At 31.2% G+C, this 17,578-nt stretch carries 17 protein-coding genes; 14 read left to right on the forward strand and 3 right to left on the reverse strand.

Annotated elements, in window-relative coordinates:
* Positions 1–129 precede the first annotated feature (129 nt).
* The 5 genes from ileS to A5893_RS08165 all read left to right on the forward strand — a co-directional run bounded on the left by ileS (position 130) and on the right by A5893_RS08165 (position 6,167).
* A complete protein-coding gene (gene ileS / locus A5893_RS08145) occupies positions 130–3,555 on the forward strand; it encodes an isoleucine--tRNA ligase (protein WP_068822037.1) in 3,426 nt (1,141 codons plus the stop codon).
* Positions 3,556–3,557: 2 nt separating this feature from the next.
* A complete protein-coding gene (locus tag A5893_RS08150) occupies positions 3,558–3,944 on the forward strand; it encodes a TraR/DksA family transcriptional regulator (RefSeq protein WP_068822038.1) in 387 nt (128 codons plus the stop codon).
* Positions 3,944–4,546 (forward strand): lipoprotein signal peptidase, encoded by a 603-nt coding sequence (locus A5893_RS08155; RefSeq protein WP_068822039.1) that lies wholly within the window; start codon positions 3,944–3,946, stop codon positions 4,544–4,546. The genes A5893_RS08150 and A5893_RS08155 overlap by 1 nt, the downstream gene beginning before the upstream one ends.
* Before the next feature lie 166 nt (positions 4,547–4,712).
* Positions 4,713–5,144 carry a DUF2147 domain-containing protein gene (locus tag A5893_RS08160; RefSeq protein ID WP_068822040.1) on the forward strand — a complete coding sequence of 144 codons (432 nt, stop codon included), beginning with the start codon at positions 4,713–4,715 and terminating at the stop codon, positions 5,142–5,144.
* 39 nt (positions 5,145–5,183) lie between these two features.
* The gene (locus A5893_RS08165) at positions 5,184–6,167 is read left to right on the forward strand and encodes a WD40/YVTN/BNR-like repeat-containing protein (RefSeq protein ID WP_157687527.1); all 984 of its coding nucleotides are present in this window, start codon (positions 5,184–5,186) and stop codon (positions 6,165–6,167) included.
* A 178-nt stretch (positions 6,168–6,345) separates the two neighbouring features.
* Here A5893_RS08165 and A5893_RS08170 read toward each other — a convergent pair whose 3' ends face one another.
* From A5893_RS08170 to A5893_RS08180, 3 genes are all read right to left on the reverse strand, one after another.
* Complete coding sequence (locus A5893_RS08170) at positions 6,346–7,785, reverse strand: M20/M25/M40 family metallo-hydrolase (RefSeq protein WP_068822123.1); 1,440 nt, start codon at positions 7,783–7,785, stop codon at positions 6,346–6,348.
* 111 nt (positions 7,786–7,896) lie between these two features.
* Positions 7,897–9,066: a glycosyltransferase family 2 protein gene (locus A5893_RS08175; protein ID WP_068822042.1), complete on the reverse strand. Its 1,170-nt coding sequence runs from the start codon at positions 9,064–9,066 to the stop codon at positions 7,897–7,899.
* Between the two features lies 1 nt (position 9,067).
* Positions 9,068–9,979: a glycosyltransferase family 2 protein gene (locus tag A5893_RS08180; protein ID WP_068822043.1), complete on the reverse strand. Its 912-nt coding sequence runs from the start codon at positions 9,977–9,979 to the stop codon at positions 9,068–9,070.
* A 58-nt stretch (positions 9,980–10,037) separates the two neighbouring features.
* On the opposite strand from A5893_RS08180, the gene A5893_RS08185 reads away from it, so the two are divergent.
* The 9 genes from A5893_RS08185 to A5893_RS08225 all read left to right on the forward strand — a co-directional run bounded on the left by A5893_RS08185 (position 10,038) and on the right by A5893_RS08225 (position 17,578).
* A complete protein-coding gene (locus A5893_RS08185) occupies positions 10,038–10,547 on the forward strand; it encodes a hypothetical protein (RefSeq protein WP_068822044.1) in 510 nt (169 codons plus the stop codon).
* A gap of 2 nt (positions 10,548–10,549) precedes the next feature.
* Positions 10,550–11,674, forward strand: a complete 1,125-nt coding sequence (locus A5893_RS08190; RefSeq protein ID WP_082911370.1) for a fused response regulator/phosphatase — start codon at positions 10,550–10,552, stop codon at positions 11,672–11,674.
* Between the two features lie 2 nt (positions 11,675–11,676).
* Positions 11,677–12,015 carry an STAS domain-containing protein gene (locus A5893_RS08195; RefSeq protein WP_068822045.1) on the forward strand — a complete coding sequence of 113 codons (339 nt, stop codon included), beginning with the start codon at positions 11,677–11,679 and terminating at the stop codon, positions 12,013–12,015.
* Positions 12,015–12,563 carry a hypothetical protein gene (locus A5893_RS08200; protein ID WP_068822046.1) on the forward strand — a complete coding sequence of 183 codons (549 nt, stop codon included), beginning with the start codon at positions 12,015–12,017 and terminating at the stop codon, positions 12,561–12,563. Before A5893_RS08195 ends, A5893_RS08200 begins: the two co-directional genes overlap by 1 nt.
* Before the next feature lie 75 nt (positions 12,564–12,638).
* Positions 12,639–13,535 carry a glycosyltransferase family 8 protein gene (locus A5893_RS08205; RefSeq protein ID WP_068822047.1) on the forward strand — a complete coding sequence of 299 codons (897 nt, stop codon included), beginning with the start codon at positions 12,639–12,641 and terminating at the stop codon, positions 13,533–13,535.
* 53 nt (positions 13,536–13,588) lie between these two features.
* A complete protein-coding gene (locus A5893_RS08210) occupies positions 13,589–14,368 on the forward strand; it encodes a glycosyltransferase (RefSeq protein ID WP_068822048.1) in 780 nt (259 codons plus the stop codon).
* A complete protein-coding gene (locus A5893_RS08215; protein ID WP_232456825.1) occupies positions 14,368–15,258 on the forward strand; it encodes a glycosyltransferase family 2 protein in 891 nt (296 codons plus the stop codon). Before A5893_RS08210 ends, A5893_RS08215 begins: the two co-directional genes overlap by 1 nt.
* On the forward strand, positions 15,255–16,226 hold the full coding sequence (locus A5893_RS08220; protein WP_198342288.1) for a hypothetical protein: 972 nt from the start codon (positions 15,255–15,257) through the stop codon (positions 16,224–16,226). Before A5893_RS08215 ends, A5893_RS08220 begins: the two co-directional genes overlap by 4 nt.
* Positions 16,223–17,578: a flippase gene (locus A5893_RS08225; RefSeq protein WP_068822050.1), complete on the forward strand. Its 1,356-nt coding sequence runs from the start codon at positions 16,223–16,225 to the stop codon at positions 17,576–17,578. Before A5893_RS08220 ends, A5893_RS08225 begins: the two co-directional genes overlap by 4 nt.

Below are 17,578 nucleotides of genomic sequence, written 5' to 3' on the forward strand. Positions count from 1 at the left end.
ATGATAATTTCTATTCTTTAAGCTACACCAAAATTTTCCCAATTCGCTCAATTAAAACCTTAAAATTTCACTAAAATTTCCATTACAAATCCGTAAATTTGCAACCTTAAATTTGAGAGAGAACAGCTGATGTATAAAGAATATAAGCAATTAAATTTATCGCAAATAGGTAAAGACGTTTTAGCGGATTGGAAAAAAGATCAAATATTTGAGAAAAGTATCCAAAACCGTCCGTCTAATAAGCCATATACATTTTATGAAGGTCCGCCATCTGCTAACGGGATGCCGGGGATTCATCATGTGATGGCTCGTACCATTAAAGATATTTTTTGTCGCTATAAAACCTTAAAAGGCTTTCAGGTTAAACGTAAAGGCGGTTGGGATACTCACGGTTTACCTATCGAACTGGCTGTAGAAAAATCTTTGGGCATCACTAAAGAAGACATCGGTAAAAAGATTTCTGTACATGAATATAACGATGCTTGCCGTAAAGAGGTGATGCGTTATACAGATGTTTGGAACGATTTAACTGAAAAAATGGGTTATTGGGTAGATTTGGAAGACCCATACATTACCTATAAAAATGAATATATAGAATCGCTTTGGTGGATTTTAAAGCAACTTTACCAAAAAGGATTTTTATACAAAGGTTATACCGTTCAACCTTATTCTCCCGCAGCCGGTACAGGTTTAAGTTCTCATGAATTAAATCAACCTGGAACTTACCGCGATGTGAAGGATACTTCCATTGTAGCTCAATTTAAAATAAGTCCAGAGCAATTGCATCCGTTAATGCCTTTGCTTTTTGATGCTCCAGAAGAAAATACGAGTATCATCGCATGGACAACAACTCCCTGGACTTTACCTTCTAATTGTGCTTTGGCAGTTGGGGAAAACATCGACTACGTAAAAATCAAGACATTTAATCAATATACCTTTTTGCCAATTTCTGTGGTTTTAGCTAAAGATTTAGTAGGCAAATATTTTAAAAAGGAAGCTGAAAATGCTTCTTTCCAGAATTATGTTGGTGGTGATAAATTAATCCCCTGGGAATTAACTGCTGAATTCAAAGGTGTTGATTTATTAGGTTTGCGCTATCAGCAATTGATGCCTTATGTAACCAATGAAAATTTGCAAAAAAATGCTTTCAGGGTAATTCCAGCTGATTTTGTGACAACAGAAGATGGAACCGGAATTGTACATACGGCTTCTATTTTTGGTGCGGACGATTTTAGGGTTGCCAAAGAAGCTGGCGTTCCGTCTGTGATGGTGCGTGATGAAAATGGAAATGAGCATCCTTTGGTAAATAAGCAAGGAAAGTTTGTGGATGAAGTGACGGATTTTGCAGGTAAATATGTAAAAGAAGAATATTATAGCGATGAAATAAGGGCGGATAAAGATTTTAAACCGACTGATGTTTTAATTGCCATCATGTTGAAGGAAGAAAATAAAGCCTTTGATGTAAAAAAATACGAACACAGTTACCCACATTGTTGGCGTACCGATAAGCCAATTTTATATTATCCTTTAGATAGTTGGTTCATCAAAACTACAGCTGTTAAAGATAAATTAGTAGCACTCAATAAAACCATCAATTGGAAACCAGAAAGTACCGGAACGGGTCGTTTTGGAAATTGGTTGGAAAATTTAGTGGATTGGAATTTATCAAGATCAAGATATTGGGGAACTCCTTTGCCAATTTGGAGAACGGAAGATGGTGCAGAAGAACAATGCATAGGTTCAATCCAAGAACTGAATGATAAAATGATAGAAGGATTGAATAGCGGTAAACTATCTGAGGAAGAGGTTTCTAAAATGAATTCAATCATTCAATCATTCGGTACTTCAAAATTAGACTTACATCGCCCTTATGTGGATGATATTGTTTTAATATCGCCGAAAGGCAAAAAAATGCAAAGAGAATTAGACCTGATTGATGTTTGGTTTGATAGTGGTGCCATGCCTTATGCCCAATGGCATTATCCTTTCGAAAATAAAGAGGAATTTGAAAACTCTTATCCTGCAGATTTTATTGCAGAAGGAGTGGACCAAACTCGTGGTTGGTTTTTTACTTTACATGCCATTGCCACAATGTTGAGCGAAACTAGCGATGAAATTAAGGAAGTAAACGAGAAAAACCATAATAAAGGAGTTGCCTTCAAAAATGTAATTTCTAACGGATTGGTGTTAGATAAAAACGGCAATAAAATGTCTAAACGTTTAGGCAATGGTGTTGATCCTTTTGCTACGATAGAACAGTATGGTGCTGATGCAACACGTTGGTATTTAATAAGTAATGCTTCTCCTTGGGATAATTTAAAGTTTAACACCGATGGGTTGGATGAAGTGCGTAGGAAGTTTTTTGGTACGCTTTATAATACTTATGCATTCTTTACGCTTTATGCCAATATCGATAAGTTTACTTATCAAGAAGCGGATATTGATTTAGCCGAAAGACCAGAAATTGACCAATGGATAATTTCTTTGCTGAATACATTATCACAAGATGTTGATGCTTTTTATAACGATTTTGAACCTACAAAAGCGGCAAGGGCAATCCAAAATTTTGTAGATGAGCATTTAAGCAATTGGTATGTAAGATTATGTCGCCGCCGTTTTTGGAAAGGAGATTATACCGAGGATAAAATATCGGCATACCAAACTTTATATACTTGTTTAATCACGATAAGTAAGTTAATGTCGCCAATTGCACCTTTCTTTTCTGATAGGTTGTTTAACGATTTAAACTCGATAACAAATAAAGACAATTTTGAATCAGTGCATTTGGCAGATTTCCCTGTTTACCATTCCGATTTGGTGAATAAAGATTTAGAGGAAAGAATGCAATTGGCTCAGGATATATCTTCAATGGTACTCTCACTTCGCAAAAAAGTGAGTATCAATGTTCGTCAGCCTTTAAGTAAAATATTATTGCCGGTATTGGATAATGCTTTTCAAGATAAAGTTGATAAAGTTAAAGAGCTGATCTTATCAGAAACTAACATCAAGGAAATAGAATATATTAACGATACTGCGGGAATCATCAAAAAGAAAATAAAGCCAAATTTTAAATCTTTAGGTAAAAAACTAGGTAAGGATATGAAGTCTGTGGCTGATAAAATTGCTTCTATGAATGATAACCAAATTTCAGAATTAGAGCAAAACGAAAGTACACAAATTGATGGCTACGATATTTTATTAGAAGATGTTGAGATTATTGCTGAGGACGTACCAGGCTGGCAAGTGACCAATTTAGGGAAATTGACTGTTGCACTAGATGTTAATATTTCATTAAGTTTAAAAGAAGAAGGATTAGCCAGAGAGGTAGTAAATCGTATTCAAAACTTAAGGAAAGAGCTTGGTTTTGAAGTTACTGACAAAATTAAAGTCACATTAGAAAACAACCAATTAATTGCCAAAGCAGTGAATAATAATTTAACTTATATTTGCGCCGAAATACTGGCTAACTCTTTGTTATTACAGGAGAAAATCGATTCAGAAACTTCAATTGAAATAGAAGATACCAACATTAATATTACAATTTTAAAAGATTAAACATGGAAAATACTAATACTAAAACGCGTTACTCAGATCAAGAATTACAAGAGTTTAAAGAATTAATTACCGATAAATTAAATAGTGCAAAAGAGGAATTGAATAATTTAACAAGTTCTTTGAGCAGTCCAAATAAAAACGGGACTGATGATACTGCTGGTACCTACAAAACTTTAGAAGATGGTTCTGCTACTTTAGAGAAAGAGTCTATTAATCAATTAGCATCAAGACAGAAAAAATTTATTGATAATTTAGAGTCTGCATTGGTAAGAATAGAAAATAAAACCTACGGAATTTGTAGAGAGACTGGTAAATTAATCCAAAAAGAGCGCTTAAGAGCCGTTCCTCATGCTACTTTAAGCATGGAAGCAAAATTAAAGCAAAATTAATGAAGGGTTATAATAAACCAATAATTGCTATTCTGATCATCTTATTAGCCGACCAAGCTCTAAAAACCTGGGTTAAAACTAATATGTTTATCGGACAAGAATTTCACTTGATTAAAAACTTTGCCATCATCCATTTTACCGAAAATAACGGGATGGCTTTTGGGATGGAATTTGGCGGTGAAGCAGGAAAATTAGCCTTGTCTCTTTTTAGGATTTTAGCAGTTGCCGGGATTGGTTATGGCTTAATCTACCTGATAAAAAATAAATATCATAGAGGTTTAATTATGAATGTGGCATTTATTTTTGCTGGCGCATTGGGCAATATTATAGATTCTGTTTTTTATGGTAAAATTTATGACTACGCATCAATATTTCATGGTAGGGTAGTAGATATGTTCTATTTTCCGTTGTTACAAGGCCACTTTCCAACATGGTTTCCAATTTGGGGAGGTGAAGAATATATATTTTTTAGACCGGTTTTTAATATTGCTGATTCTGCAATTTCTATTGGTGTAGTTTGTATTTTACTTTATCAAAAAAGATATTTTAAAGAGGAAGTTAAAGAGCAACCCTCTATAAATAGCGAAGTTGTAGAAGAGTAAATAAACCTTACTGAAATAATTTAAAATGGCGCTCTAAGATATTTTGGAACGCCTTTTTTTATTTCATTAGTAAAGGTTTTTACAATGAAATTAAATGTTATAACTTTCGTTATCTCAAAGTAAAGTTTTAATTTACGTTACCAATTATTTACACAAACAAAAAATCATGAAAAAATTATTTTTGATTATGGCAATGTTATTTGCTACGACAATAATTTTTGCGCAATCTGCTGATGCAATTGTTGGCAAATGGTTAAATAAAGATGGTGATGCACATATTCAAATTTACAAGAAAGGCAGCACCTACGATGGGAAATTAGTTTGGTTAAAGAATCCAAAAGATGAAAATGGAAAAGCTAAAGTTGATACAAATAATCCAAGTGCTAACCTTAAAAATCGTCCTATTTTAGGTTTACAAATTTTAAATGATTTTTCTTTTGATGATGGAACTTGGGAGGATGGAACTATTTATGACCCAAAATCTGGTAAAATTTATAGTTGTAAAATCACTATGAATGGAAATGATAAATTAAACGTTAGGGGATATATGGGGATTTCTTTAATTGGAAGAACTGATGTTTGGACCCGAGTAAAATAAGACAATTTGAAATTATTTTTTAATATTTTTTTGATAGCCTTGGCATTTTCTCAAAAAACCGGGGCTCAATATTTTAAGACCTCTACATTAGATAGTGGTAAAAATTCTAGCATTAGAGGCTTATCAGTTGTAAATAATCATATAGCATGGTTATCTGGAAGTAATGGTTGGATAGCTAAAACTACTGATGGAAATCATTTCGATTGGAAACAATTAAAAGGATTTGAGAAAATTGATTTTAGGGATATTGAAGCGTTTTCTAAAGACGATGCTATAATTGTAAGTGCAGGTTCGCCAGGTTATATTTTAAAAACAATTGATGGCGGAAAATCATGGAAAACCGTTTATCAAAATAATGATGCTGAAATCTTTTTAGATGGATTGGATTTTTGGAACAAAAAAGAGGGAATTATTTTTGGTGATGCAATTGATGGCTTAATGCAAATTTTAATTACTAAAGACGCTGGTGAAACTTGGCAAAATATATCTTCAAAAGCAAACATTCAATTAGCCAAAGGCGAGGGAGGATTTGCTGCCAGCGGTACCAGCATTAGAACTTTTAAAAACAATGTATATATCGCCACAGGTGGGCTAAAATCAAAACTTTACGTTTCTAATGATAAAGGCAACAATTGGAAAAACCTAGATTTGCCAATTTTACAAGGCGAACCTTCACAAGGGTGCTTTTCATTAGCTATCAATAGAAATCAAATCTTTATTGCCGGTGGCGATTATTTAAAAGATAAATCATCAACAGCTAACTACTTTTATGCTAATCTTAAAGATATGAAATGGAAATCTCCAGCAATATCTCCTTTAGGATATAAATCTTGCTTAGAGTTTATTGGAGAAAATAAGTTAATTACCACCGGAACTTCTGGAACAGATTATTCTTTAGATAACGGTTTAACTTGGATTAATTTAAATAAAGAAAGTTTTAACGTTTGCAGAAAAGCTAAAAAAGAGAATTTGATTTTGATGGCTGGAAGTAAAGGGAAAATCGTTAAGGTGGAGAAGAAATGAGTTTTTTTGGATAAGTGAAAAATATCTGAATCTTGATTTTCATGATTATAAGATTAACAGGATTTAAACTGAATTTCCATCCCGTCATGCTGACGCAACAAAGCATCTCACAAGCAGAGCTTACATTTGATAATCAAAACTAGATTAGTGTAAATTGGTGCATTAGTGGCAGAAAAAACTATTTATAATCCTTCATCAACAAATAATAGAAATTAATTCCGTTTTTAAATTCCGAAATCTTAATTCTTTCATTAACTCCATGAAAACCCTCTGGGTCTGTAAATGGTGTAAATCTGAAAATTTGTGATGTATTTTCAGAAAAGTAACGACTATCAGTTGCTCCTAAAACTAAATATGGGGCAACAATTATATCCTGTTTTATTTTACCAATAGTTGTTTGGATATATTTAAAACTTTCATCATTAATATCAGCTATTTGTGTTGGAGAATTTCCTTTTCCAATAGGGATAATTTCTATTTCATTATTATCAATGGCTTTTCTAACATGGTTAATGACATCCTCTTGCGTTATTCCAGGTTGTGTTCTAAAATTTATAGTTGCTGTTGCTTCCCCAGGAATCAGATTTTCTTTAATCCCAGAATTGAATATTGTAGTTGCAGTTGTAGTTCTTATAGTAGCATTTCCTGCTCCGGATTTAGCATAAGAACTTTTAATAATCGATGAAAATAACCATTGATTTGCCATTGCCATCTTACTTATAAACGGCATTTCAGGACCAACAAAAGATAAGAAATTTTGAACTATTGGGGTCAATTTTGCCGGAAAAGGATTTTCTTTTAATTTCACAACCGCTTTAGCCATTTCATCAATTGCTGTTCTTTCTTCGGGCATAGAAGAGTGTCCGCCAGGGATTTTTATTTTTAGTTTTAAAGTTTGATAACCTTTTTCTGCAATGCCCACAACTGCAGCCGTTTTGTTTAATCCTGGTACTTTGTATTCGGTAATAATTCCGCCCTCATCTAAAATAAAAGCTGGTTTAATTTTTCTTTCCTTAAATAGATTAGCAATTGTTCTTGCTCCCCTCAATCCGCTTATTTCTTCATCATGGCCAATCACAAAATAAATATCTGATAATGGAATAAAACCTTGTTTTAACAATAATTCGGCACTTTCTAAAATAGCTATTAAACTTCCTTTATCATCTATTGTGCCCCTTCCATAAATAAATCCGCTTTTTACAGTCCCAGAAAATGGCAACGCATCCCAATCTTTTTCAGTTGCTTTTTCAATGGGTACAACATCTTGATGAGCCATTAAAACTATTGGTTTGACTTTCGCCGATTTTCCTTTCCAATGTAAAATCAAACTGAGATCATTTACTTTTTCTAATTTCATTTTAGAAAAAACCAACGGATAAGCCTCTATTAAATATTTTTGAAAACCTATAAACTGGCTACTATCAATTTTTGAGTCATCATAAGAAATTGTTCTAAAATTAATTGCTTTTTGAAGGTGATTAATGCAAGAATCGTTTAAACTAATTTTTGGGGCTAAATGAACTTTTACCTGTTTGCTCTTAAAAGTTAATGTTCTAAAAAGAATGATGATTATAAGTATGAGAAATAAAACTCCGATAATTTTTAAAAGCTTTTTCATCATTTATAATAATTAGTTTATTTAGAATGTAATTAAATGAAATCACAAACATTAATTTTTTGCTTTAAGCTTTATGCCATTTGCTTTAAGCTTGTTCAAATAAATTAAAGGTTATCTCCTTTTTGATTTTTCCCAGGCGGCAGATTGTTTCCCTTTAAAATAACGAATTGCCCCCGCCATTGCAGCATAATTCATTAAACTAAAATAAAACGGAATAAAAAATATTTTAATTTTCATCTTTTTACCTTCTAAAATATATCCCATTAAAGAAGCGATATAGAATAAAATCTGCCCTAATAAAATGATTTGGTATAAATGTAATTGTGGATTTTGATAACAAATAATAAAGTTTAAAATTAAAACCAACATCATTAACCAAGGTGTAATTGCCCATCTTAACACCCTGTGACTGATATATTGAAATGTTAATATTGGGTTTATAAATGGATTAGCAGATTTTTTTAATCTCATGATAGATTGAATGCCGCCTGCTGCAATTCTAATCTTTCTTTTTAATTCTTCATAACTATCAGCCGAAGCTGTTTCTAATGCATAAGCATTTGGTTCGTAAGCAATAATGTAACCTTTTTCAGCAATGCGCATAGCAATCATGTGATCGTCTATGATGGTATCACTTTCCACGGGTTGGTAAAGATTTGTCCTGATGCTAAATAACTCACCAGCGGCACCAACATTAGAATATAGTTCGTAATCCCATTTTTTTAATGACGATTCATATTTCCAATAGAAACCTTCCCCAGCGGCACTTGCATCTGCTGAATCAGCTACTAAAATTCTTTTTTCTCCTGCAACAGCACCTACTTTTGGATTTTCATAATGCTTTACCAATTCTTTAATGGCTTTAGGATTTAAAAAAGTATTAGCATCAGTAAAAACAATAATATCTTCTTGAATGAAAGGAATAACTCTTTTAATGGCTGCCATTTTGCCGTTTCTTTCCTCTATATGCAATAATTCAACAGCATTATTTTCTGCAACTATTTTTGGAGTTTTGTCAGAAGAGCCATCAGTTATAAAAATAATTCTTAATTTTTCTTTTGGATAATCTAACGCTAAACAGTCTTCAATTTTTTCTTTAATGATACTTTCTTCATTGTAAGCGGCAATAATTAAGGCAACGGATGGTAGCGTTGTGGTTTGATTAAATATAAATGGTTTTGAAAATAATCTTTTTATACGGATAATGATATAAAGCAAAATTCCGTATCCTAAAAATGTATAGAAAATGATAAACAGACAAATCCAAAAAAGAATAATCATATTAATTTATCTTAAAACCTAAGTCTTTACTATTTTTTTGATGAGTGAAATTCCACATCAAACCTTTTATTACCCATTTTACTAAATCTTTACGCCCTTTGTTTCTTAAACTAATAATTGCTTTAGGACATGCTATTAAAACGTAATAAATTGTAAATAAAAAAGTGTTAAATGTTGAGGTATTCTTACGGATAAATAACATCCGATTTCGCGTTATAAAATAAGTTTTAACAGCACTTTCTTTCCCAACTGTGATAGATTCTTTATGGAAAATATGAGTTTTACCAGTAAAGTTGATGGTTTTCCCAACTTTTTTAAACTTTTCGCACCAATCTAATTCTTCGTAATAAAGAAAATAATTTTCATCCATTAAGCCAGCTTCATTTAAATATTCTTTTCTACAAATTACAGCTGCACCATGGCAAAATCCTGTTTCTTTGGTAACTCCATTGTACTGGCCTTTATTTTTTTCTGATTGCCCAATTTGAGAATTTCTTGCTGTAATATAGTTTAAAGGCGTATATCCTGCATATTGTATGATACTTCTATCATCATCATAAAGAATTAATGGAGAAAGTAAACCAATTTTGTCATCACTCTTTAATTCCTCAACTAAGGTTTCTATAAAACCTTTTGGTATCTCGGTATCATTATTTAAAAGCAACAAATAATCGCCTTTGGCAAAAGAAATTCCAAAATTATTACCTCCAGCGAAACCTAAATTAACTTTTGAACGAATAAAGACTAAATCAGAAATTATGTTCTTGAATTCGCTTTCAAAATTTTCATCACTAGCGTTATCAACCAATATAACTTCCACATTATTACCGTAATGTTTTTTAATTGATAAAAGTAACTCACAAGTTGCTTTTGGCTGATTAAAATTTACGGTTATGATAGAAACTGATTTCATATATAATATTGAGTGACAAAATAGAATAATTTTAATAGGTAAAAAAACATTTTAAGATATGGAAAATAGCTCTGCGTTAAGAAAACAAGAAAAGTCTGTTGAGAGCAAATTGAACGAACTTATTTTTTTATTAAATAATGGGGAAATTAATTCTAATGGAATAAAATTCACCGATAAAACAAATATCGAAGTAGGAACACAATTAAGTGAGCCAGAATTAATTGCAGAGTTTAAAAAGGTAGATGATGATGAACTGACAAGATTAGAAAAATTAGATAAAATAGATTTGATTTTACAATCCAATTTTATTGATACTAAGGTTGTGAAATCTATCGCTATAAAAAGATATTCAGAATTCATTATTCAAGGTTTAATTGGGATAGTGATGCTAACTTTAGGTTTTGCTATGATTATTTTACCTTCTCCTGCATATTTCGAAATGTTTACTATCTTCCATTTTACAACTAATGATGGATTTACTTTAATGGATTTAATTTCTTTAATAGTCATATTAACAGGGGTTTTTCTTATTATTAAGGGATATTTCAAATTCGCAGAACAATACTAACAGTGGAAAAGAGAATTTTAGTTGTAGATGATGAGCTAATACAGCTAATGCTATTGCAAAAAATGCTTGAAAGTGCAGGTTTTTTAGTTACCAAAGCACAATCAGTTTTAGATGCAATGGATATTCTTAAAGACAATGTCCCAGATTTAATTATCTCTGATTTAGAAATGGATCAGTTAGATGGATTTGAGTTTAAAGAAATCCTGTTAAGTAGTGAAAAATATCAAAACATTCCTTTCTTATTCTTAACAGCGCATAACAAAGAAGTTTTTATAGAAAAGGGACTTTCATTAAAAGCGATTGATTATATCCCAAAAGGGATTCCGAAAGAGCAATTAATCGCAAAAATCAATAATATTTTAGATACCGTAAAAGACCAGAAAGACCAATCTGTTAATGAATTAAAAATGGTTGCCGATAGGTTAAACCTTAAAAATGTACCCACCAAAAATTTAAAACTTAAAAATTTTCAGATTGAAATTTTCCATCAAACTTTTCAAAATCATCCCGGTGGCGATTTTATTGATTTGATAAGAATTGATGATCGGTTTACATTTTTAGTTTTAGGAGATGTAATGGGAAAAAAATGGGGAGCCTGGTTTTTTTCATTCACATTTTTGTCATACATCAGATCTGCTATTCGGTTATGTGTTTTTGATGGAAATTTATCTGTTGCCAAAATTATGCAGCGCATAAATCAGGTAATCCATGTTGATGATTTTCTGGATGATATTTACTCTACCTTAAGTTTGGTTTTAATTGATGATGAGAAAGGTGAAATAACCTATTCTGGTGCAAGTGATTTGCCTTTATTGAAATATCAAACTGAGACAAACAAAATTGAGCAATATAAATCTAAAGGCTTGTTGTTAGGCTTTTTTGAAAATGGGAATTTTAACGAACAAAATATCAGCACTATAGCAAATGATCAGCTTTTTTTATTATCAGACGGAGTAATAGATTATGAAGCAAATGGTGTTAAAAAAACTGATATTAATTTGTTTATCAATCAATTAGAAACATTATTATCTGCAAACAAAACATTTGATGAAATCACTGCTGGTATATTTAATAAAGAAAAATACCAGGTAGATGATTGTAGTTTAATACAAATTAAAAGAATATAGAAATGAATTTTACAAAAGAAATTTCTGGAGACATTACCATTATAAAATTGTCTTTAGTTGAGGCAAGTTTAAATGAATCTGATGAGTTTAAAGCTTTTATATATGATAATTGTGCAGATGTATCACCTAAAATGGTGATTGATTTAAACAATGTTCTCTATATGGATAGTTCGTTTATTGGCGCTTTGGTCGCTGGACTTAAGAAAGTGCTTTCTAAAAAAGGAGAGATTGCTTTAGCAAATATCAGTAATGATGTTATGGCTTTATTTGAAATGACCCGTTTAGATAAGGTTTTTAAAATTTATGATAATACCGAAGAGGCAATAAAGAGTTTGAAATAATGGTGGTTAAAACTGGTAATCTTACTTTAGAAATTCCCGTTCAAATTACATCTTACAGATTATTTATAGATCAATGTTTAGAATTTGCTATCGAAAATTCTTCATTAGGTAATGATTTTAAAAGAACTGCCAAGTTTAAATTAGCCATTATGGAACTTCTTACAAATGCAATGAAGCATTGTAAAGTGGTTTCTTATATAGATATCCAATGTTATCCTGATAAAGTTGTTGTCAAAAAAATAGATAGCGGGCAACGTTTTACATTTAAAGATGTAGATACCGATCAGCATTACGATTTTCCTATTGATCCATTTACAGAACCTTCAAAAATTAATGCTCGTTTAGGAAATAATTATACGCTTTTTATCAATATCAAAACCAAAAACCAAATCGAATTTTTAGAACCTCCTGTAATAGATTACCTTTCTATAGACGAAGTTCCAGAAAATTTTGGTTTGATGATTATTAAACAATGTTGTGATACTTTTCATTACAACTATAATAAAGTACTTTCCCAAAACATTTTTGAGGTGATCTTCAAACTTTAAAAACAGCAATTCCGGCTTGCTATATATTCTTTATTTAATGATAAGGATTTTATATTTTCGCATAATCTATTTATAATGACTACTCAAAAAGATAAAATTCATATAGCCTTAGCCAGTAATAATGGTTATGTGGTTTTATTAGCAGCTTTAATAAAATCAATAGATGAAAATCATAAAAGCGACGAAGAAATTGTTTTTTATATTTTAAACGATAAAATATCCTCAAAAAATCAAAATAAAGTAAACGCATCAGTAAGCAATTCACCAAAAATTATATTAAAATGGATTGATGCTGAAAATGTTTTTCCTGAGAATGTGAAATTCCCGAAAGATAATTCCGCTTTTCCAAAAACTGCTTATTTAAGATTATTTGCGCCATATATTTTAGATATCGAGATCAAAAAACTCCTTTATTTTGATGTTGATATGATTGTAAAAGATGATGTTTCAGAACTTTGGAATATAGATTTAAAAGGATACACCATGGCTGCAGTTTTGGATGTTGGCAAAACAGTAGGTTGCGCTTGGGGCGGGATTCCAAATTATAAAGAATTAGGTTTGCCAGCAGATGCAAAATATTTTAACTCGGGTTTGATGATTATTGATTGCGAGAAATGGCGTTTAGAAAATATCCCACAAAAGGTATTTAAAGCAATGGATGATCATATAGAACATGTTAATTATGCAGATCAATATGGTTTAAATGTGGTTTTTGCACAAAATTGGTTAGAGATTGACCCCATGTGGAATTGGTTTGCAAATAATTACCATCCCAAACCAAAATGTATTCACTTCTTAGATATTAAACCCTTTTTTAAATCATACCAATCTGATGAGCAGTTTAGAAAAGAATTTTTTAAATATCTAGACAAAACACCCTGGAAAGGAATGCCTTTAAAAAGTGATTTTTATAGATTGCTTCATAAAGCGATGATCAAATTCAAGAAAAAATTAAAAGTTGTATTGCCTTAAAAGATTTTTATCTTACTTTGAGGTAAAGTTTTAATTGTAACTTCCTATAATTCATGACTATCTTTAATGATATTACTTTATTAATTACGCATTACAATAGAAGTAAATCTTTAGAGCAACTCTTAAAAACTTTTGCAGCATTAGAAATGCAATTTGGTAATATTATAGTTTCTGATGATGCAAGTAACCCACAACATCTAAATCACGTAAAAGAATTGCAACAACTGTTTAATTTTGAGCTGATTACAGCGCCTTTAAATAGAGGGTTGGGAAATAACATCAATAAAGGGCAAGACGCTGTTAAGACGCTTTATACATTGTACATACAAGAAGATTTTATACCGAAACCAAAATTTGTAGAGAAATTAAAATTGGCTCATCAGTTTATGCAACAAGAACCAGATTTAGATTTGGTAAGGTTTTACGCCTATTTTAAATATCCATTTTTAAAAGATATTAAGGGCGGTTTTGGAAAAGTTGTTTTTAAATCCTTAAATATTTGGGAAGGTTATAGAAAATTTTATGTTTATAGCGACCATCCACATTTACGTAGAAGCAACTTTTTTGAAAAATTTGGAAGGTATAAAGAAGGAATAAAATCTGATCGTACAGAATACAAAATGATGATGCAGGTTTTAAGTAAAAAACCAAAGGTTTATTTTTATGAAAATATAAACGAACTGATTGATCAGGAAAATACAAGCCAAGAGCCAAGTACTGTTAAACGTAACTTTTGGAGAAATAACAATAGTTTTTTAGTGGATAAATTAAGAGAGGTTTATCGTTATCTGAGATTTAATATCGATTTAGTAATTTATAAACTTAAAGGATAATGATGTATGTAGCGCCTTTCAGTTTGCCAGGTTGGTTAAAGCCACATCAATATATAAATAGGAGTTTTTCTGATTTAAATATAAATGAGGTTAATGCAATAAAAACAGGCTTAAGTAAATTGCAATCATCTGAACCAGAAATATCTATTATAATCCCTGCTTGGAACGAAGAAAACAACATTTTCAGGACACTATCGTCACTATCAGCAAGTGAGACTGACAAAAAAGTGGAGTTGATTGTTGTCAATAATAATTCAACCGATGAAACACAAAAAATTTTAGATGAATTAGGCATAAAAAGTTTATTTCAACCTCAACAGGGCATCACTTACGCAAGGCAAGTAGGTTTAGAAAACGCTAAAGGGAAATATCATCTTTGTGCAGATTCTGACACTTTTTATCCACCAAAATGGATTGATACGATGGTAAAACCATTGGAAGATTCAGAGAAAATTGTTGGTGTTTACGCTAGATATGCTTTTATCCCCGAAAGGGAAGGAGAACGTTTTTTCTTTTGGGTTTATGAAAGGTTGGCCGGAATTATCATTAGACTCAGGAAAAGAAAAAGAGAGCACATCAATTTTTTAGGTTTCAATATGGGTTTTAAAACTGCAGTGGGATTAGAAAATGGTGGTTTTAAGGTAAAAAATGTTCGTAAATTCGACAATATTTTAGGAAGCGATGATTACGTTGATGAATCTGAAGATGGAAGAATGGCCGTTAACTTGATGAAATCTGGAGATTTACATTTAATCATTGATACAAATGCAAGGGTATTTACATCATCAAGAAGATTATTGGCCGAAGGAGGTATTTTAAAAGCTTTTAATCATAGATTTAAGCTTCATACAAAAAGATTATCTGAATATTTAAACGGTAATAAAATTTGAATCGACAGCACATACCTAATAATATCATTACTAAATTAATCAGTTTGTATGTGAGATTGCGCTTTGGCAAACTCCATCATGATGTTAGGTATTATTATAGAGATACTTATTATTGCCAATTCATTCAATGGAAATATTTTTTTAGGGATTATATTTTCAAAAAGAAATATAAAACCATTTCCTTTAATGGTGAGTTTGCTCCCGAGTTAGAATTTGTAATTCCGTTTGCTTATTGGCATTTTAAAAATGGTACTTTGCTAAAAACAGAAGCAGCAAAATTTACTTCTGAAATGTATTTTTTCTCTCCCAACCATCAGGAAGTTTTTGATGTACGCACCAACGAAGGAAATTACAATTACGAAACACCTAGAATTCTTTACAGTCAAGATTACGACATGAAGAAATGGGAAAAAGTGCCTTATAAAGCCCATTTTAAAAATGATATTTATATTTTCGATAAACCTATTTTAATGGTCGCAAATCGTTACAATACAGAATGGGACGGACCGCCAATTAGTTTTTTTAGTATAGAAACTTTACAATATATTTTTGATTCATTGGGAGAAAAATATCAAATCGTTTATAATCGCCCTAAGGCAAAAAATATTACTTCAGATACCAGCGAAGTAAACGATTTAAATGAATATGATTGGATAAAAGAGAATTATCCGGCTATAGTTTTAATGGATGATTTATTTTTTGAGAACAAAATTAAAGCTAAAAATTACAATCATTTTCAAATGTGTGTTTATGCCAATGCCGATAAATTTATTTCTATACATGGAGGTACAGCCGCATTAGCAAGTTGTTTTGAGGGCTCAAATATTATTCTTTCTAAAAAAGGTCCAGAACATCATTTTGGATGTTACCAAAAGTTGTTTCCTAAACTTTCTAATGCAAAAATTTATCATGCTAAAAACGATGAAGAGTTAATGAATTTTGTGAAAATATACGCTGCAAATTCATGAGTAAATCAGAAAATAAGCGCTATTGGCTAAAATCTGGGGTAATTACCACCTTTCAAAATTTTGCAAGCGTTGCTTTTGGAACAGGAAGTTTCTTCTTTTTGGTCAGGATTCTCTCTACTTACGAGTTTGGCTTATGGGCTTTATACATGTCGGCCATAACTATTCTGAATATTTTAAGAGATGGTTTAATTAAATCGGCTTTAATCAAGTTTTTATCTGGAGCACAAGAAGTAGATAAGCCAAAAATCATGACTGCTGCGCTACACATCAATATTGCAATTTCGGCTTTTTGCGTGCTATTGATATTCTTATTTGGCAATTTTTTAGCAAATTATTTAAATGCTCCCGAGTTAAAAGTACTTTTCTATTTATTTAGTTTGGTATATATCCTCAACGGATTTTTAACCCAGTTTAATTGTATAGAACAAGCAAATTTTAAGTTTAAAGGTGTTTTTGTCTCAAACACCACATTTCAAGCTATTTATTTTGCCTTTGTATTTTATTGTTTTGTTTTTAAAATCCACATGGATTTATACCAATTGGTAATAGTACAAATTGTAGGTTCGGTTGCAAGTGCTATCATCGCTTACTTGTACACAAAAAAATATTTAAAGTTTGCAAAAGGTATTTTTGTAGAATGGATTAAAACCATGTTTGCTTATAGCAAATACGCATTTGGTACCTCACTAAGTTCTATTTTATCAGGTACTGTAGATCAATGGATGTTAGGTAAAATGATTGATCCTATAGCATCAGGTGTGTTTAACGTTGCCGTAAAAATTGTGAATTTAATAGACATTCCTACATCGGCTGTAGCCAACATTGTTTTTCCTCAAAGCGCCATGCGTATGCAAACCGAAGGAAGAGATGCTATTAAATATTTGTATGAAAAATCTGTAGGAACTATTTTGGCCATTTTAATTCCGGGTTTAATTTTTATTTACTGCTTCCCCGAGTTAATTTTATACATCTTAGCAGGCGATAAATACACCAATGCCGTAGAATTACTGAGAGTTACTTTGTTATATTGTTTGTTAATTCCATTTGGAAGGCAATTTGGAACTATTTTAGATTCTATTGGTAAAACAAAAACCACATTTTACATAGTTTTAATAACCGCTAGTACCAATTTAATTTTAAACTTTTTTTTAATCCAAAAAATAGGATTATTAGGAGCTGCATATGCCACTTTAATTTCTAATATAGTAGGTTTTATCATCGCTCAGGTTATTTTATGGCGAGAGTTAGGTGTAAAATTTTATCATGCTTTTGTTTACGCTTTTAGATTTTATCCCGAGTTTTACAAAGATTATTTTATTCCGGTTTTAAAGAAAATTAAATCTAGATTATAG

This window comes from Pedobacter psychrophilus (genome assembly GCF_001652725.1).
Lineage (GTDB): Bacteria > Bacteroidota > Bacteroidia > Sphingobacteriales > Sphingobacteriaceae > Pseudopedobacter > Pseudopedobacter psychrophilus.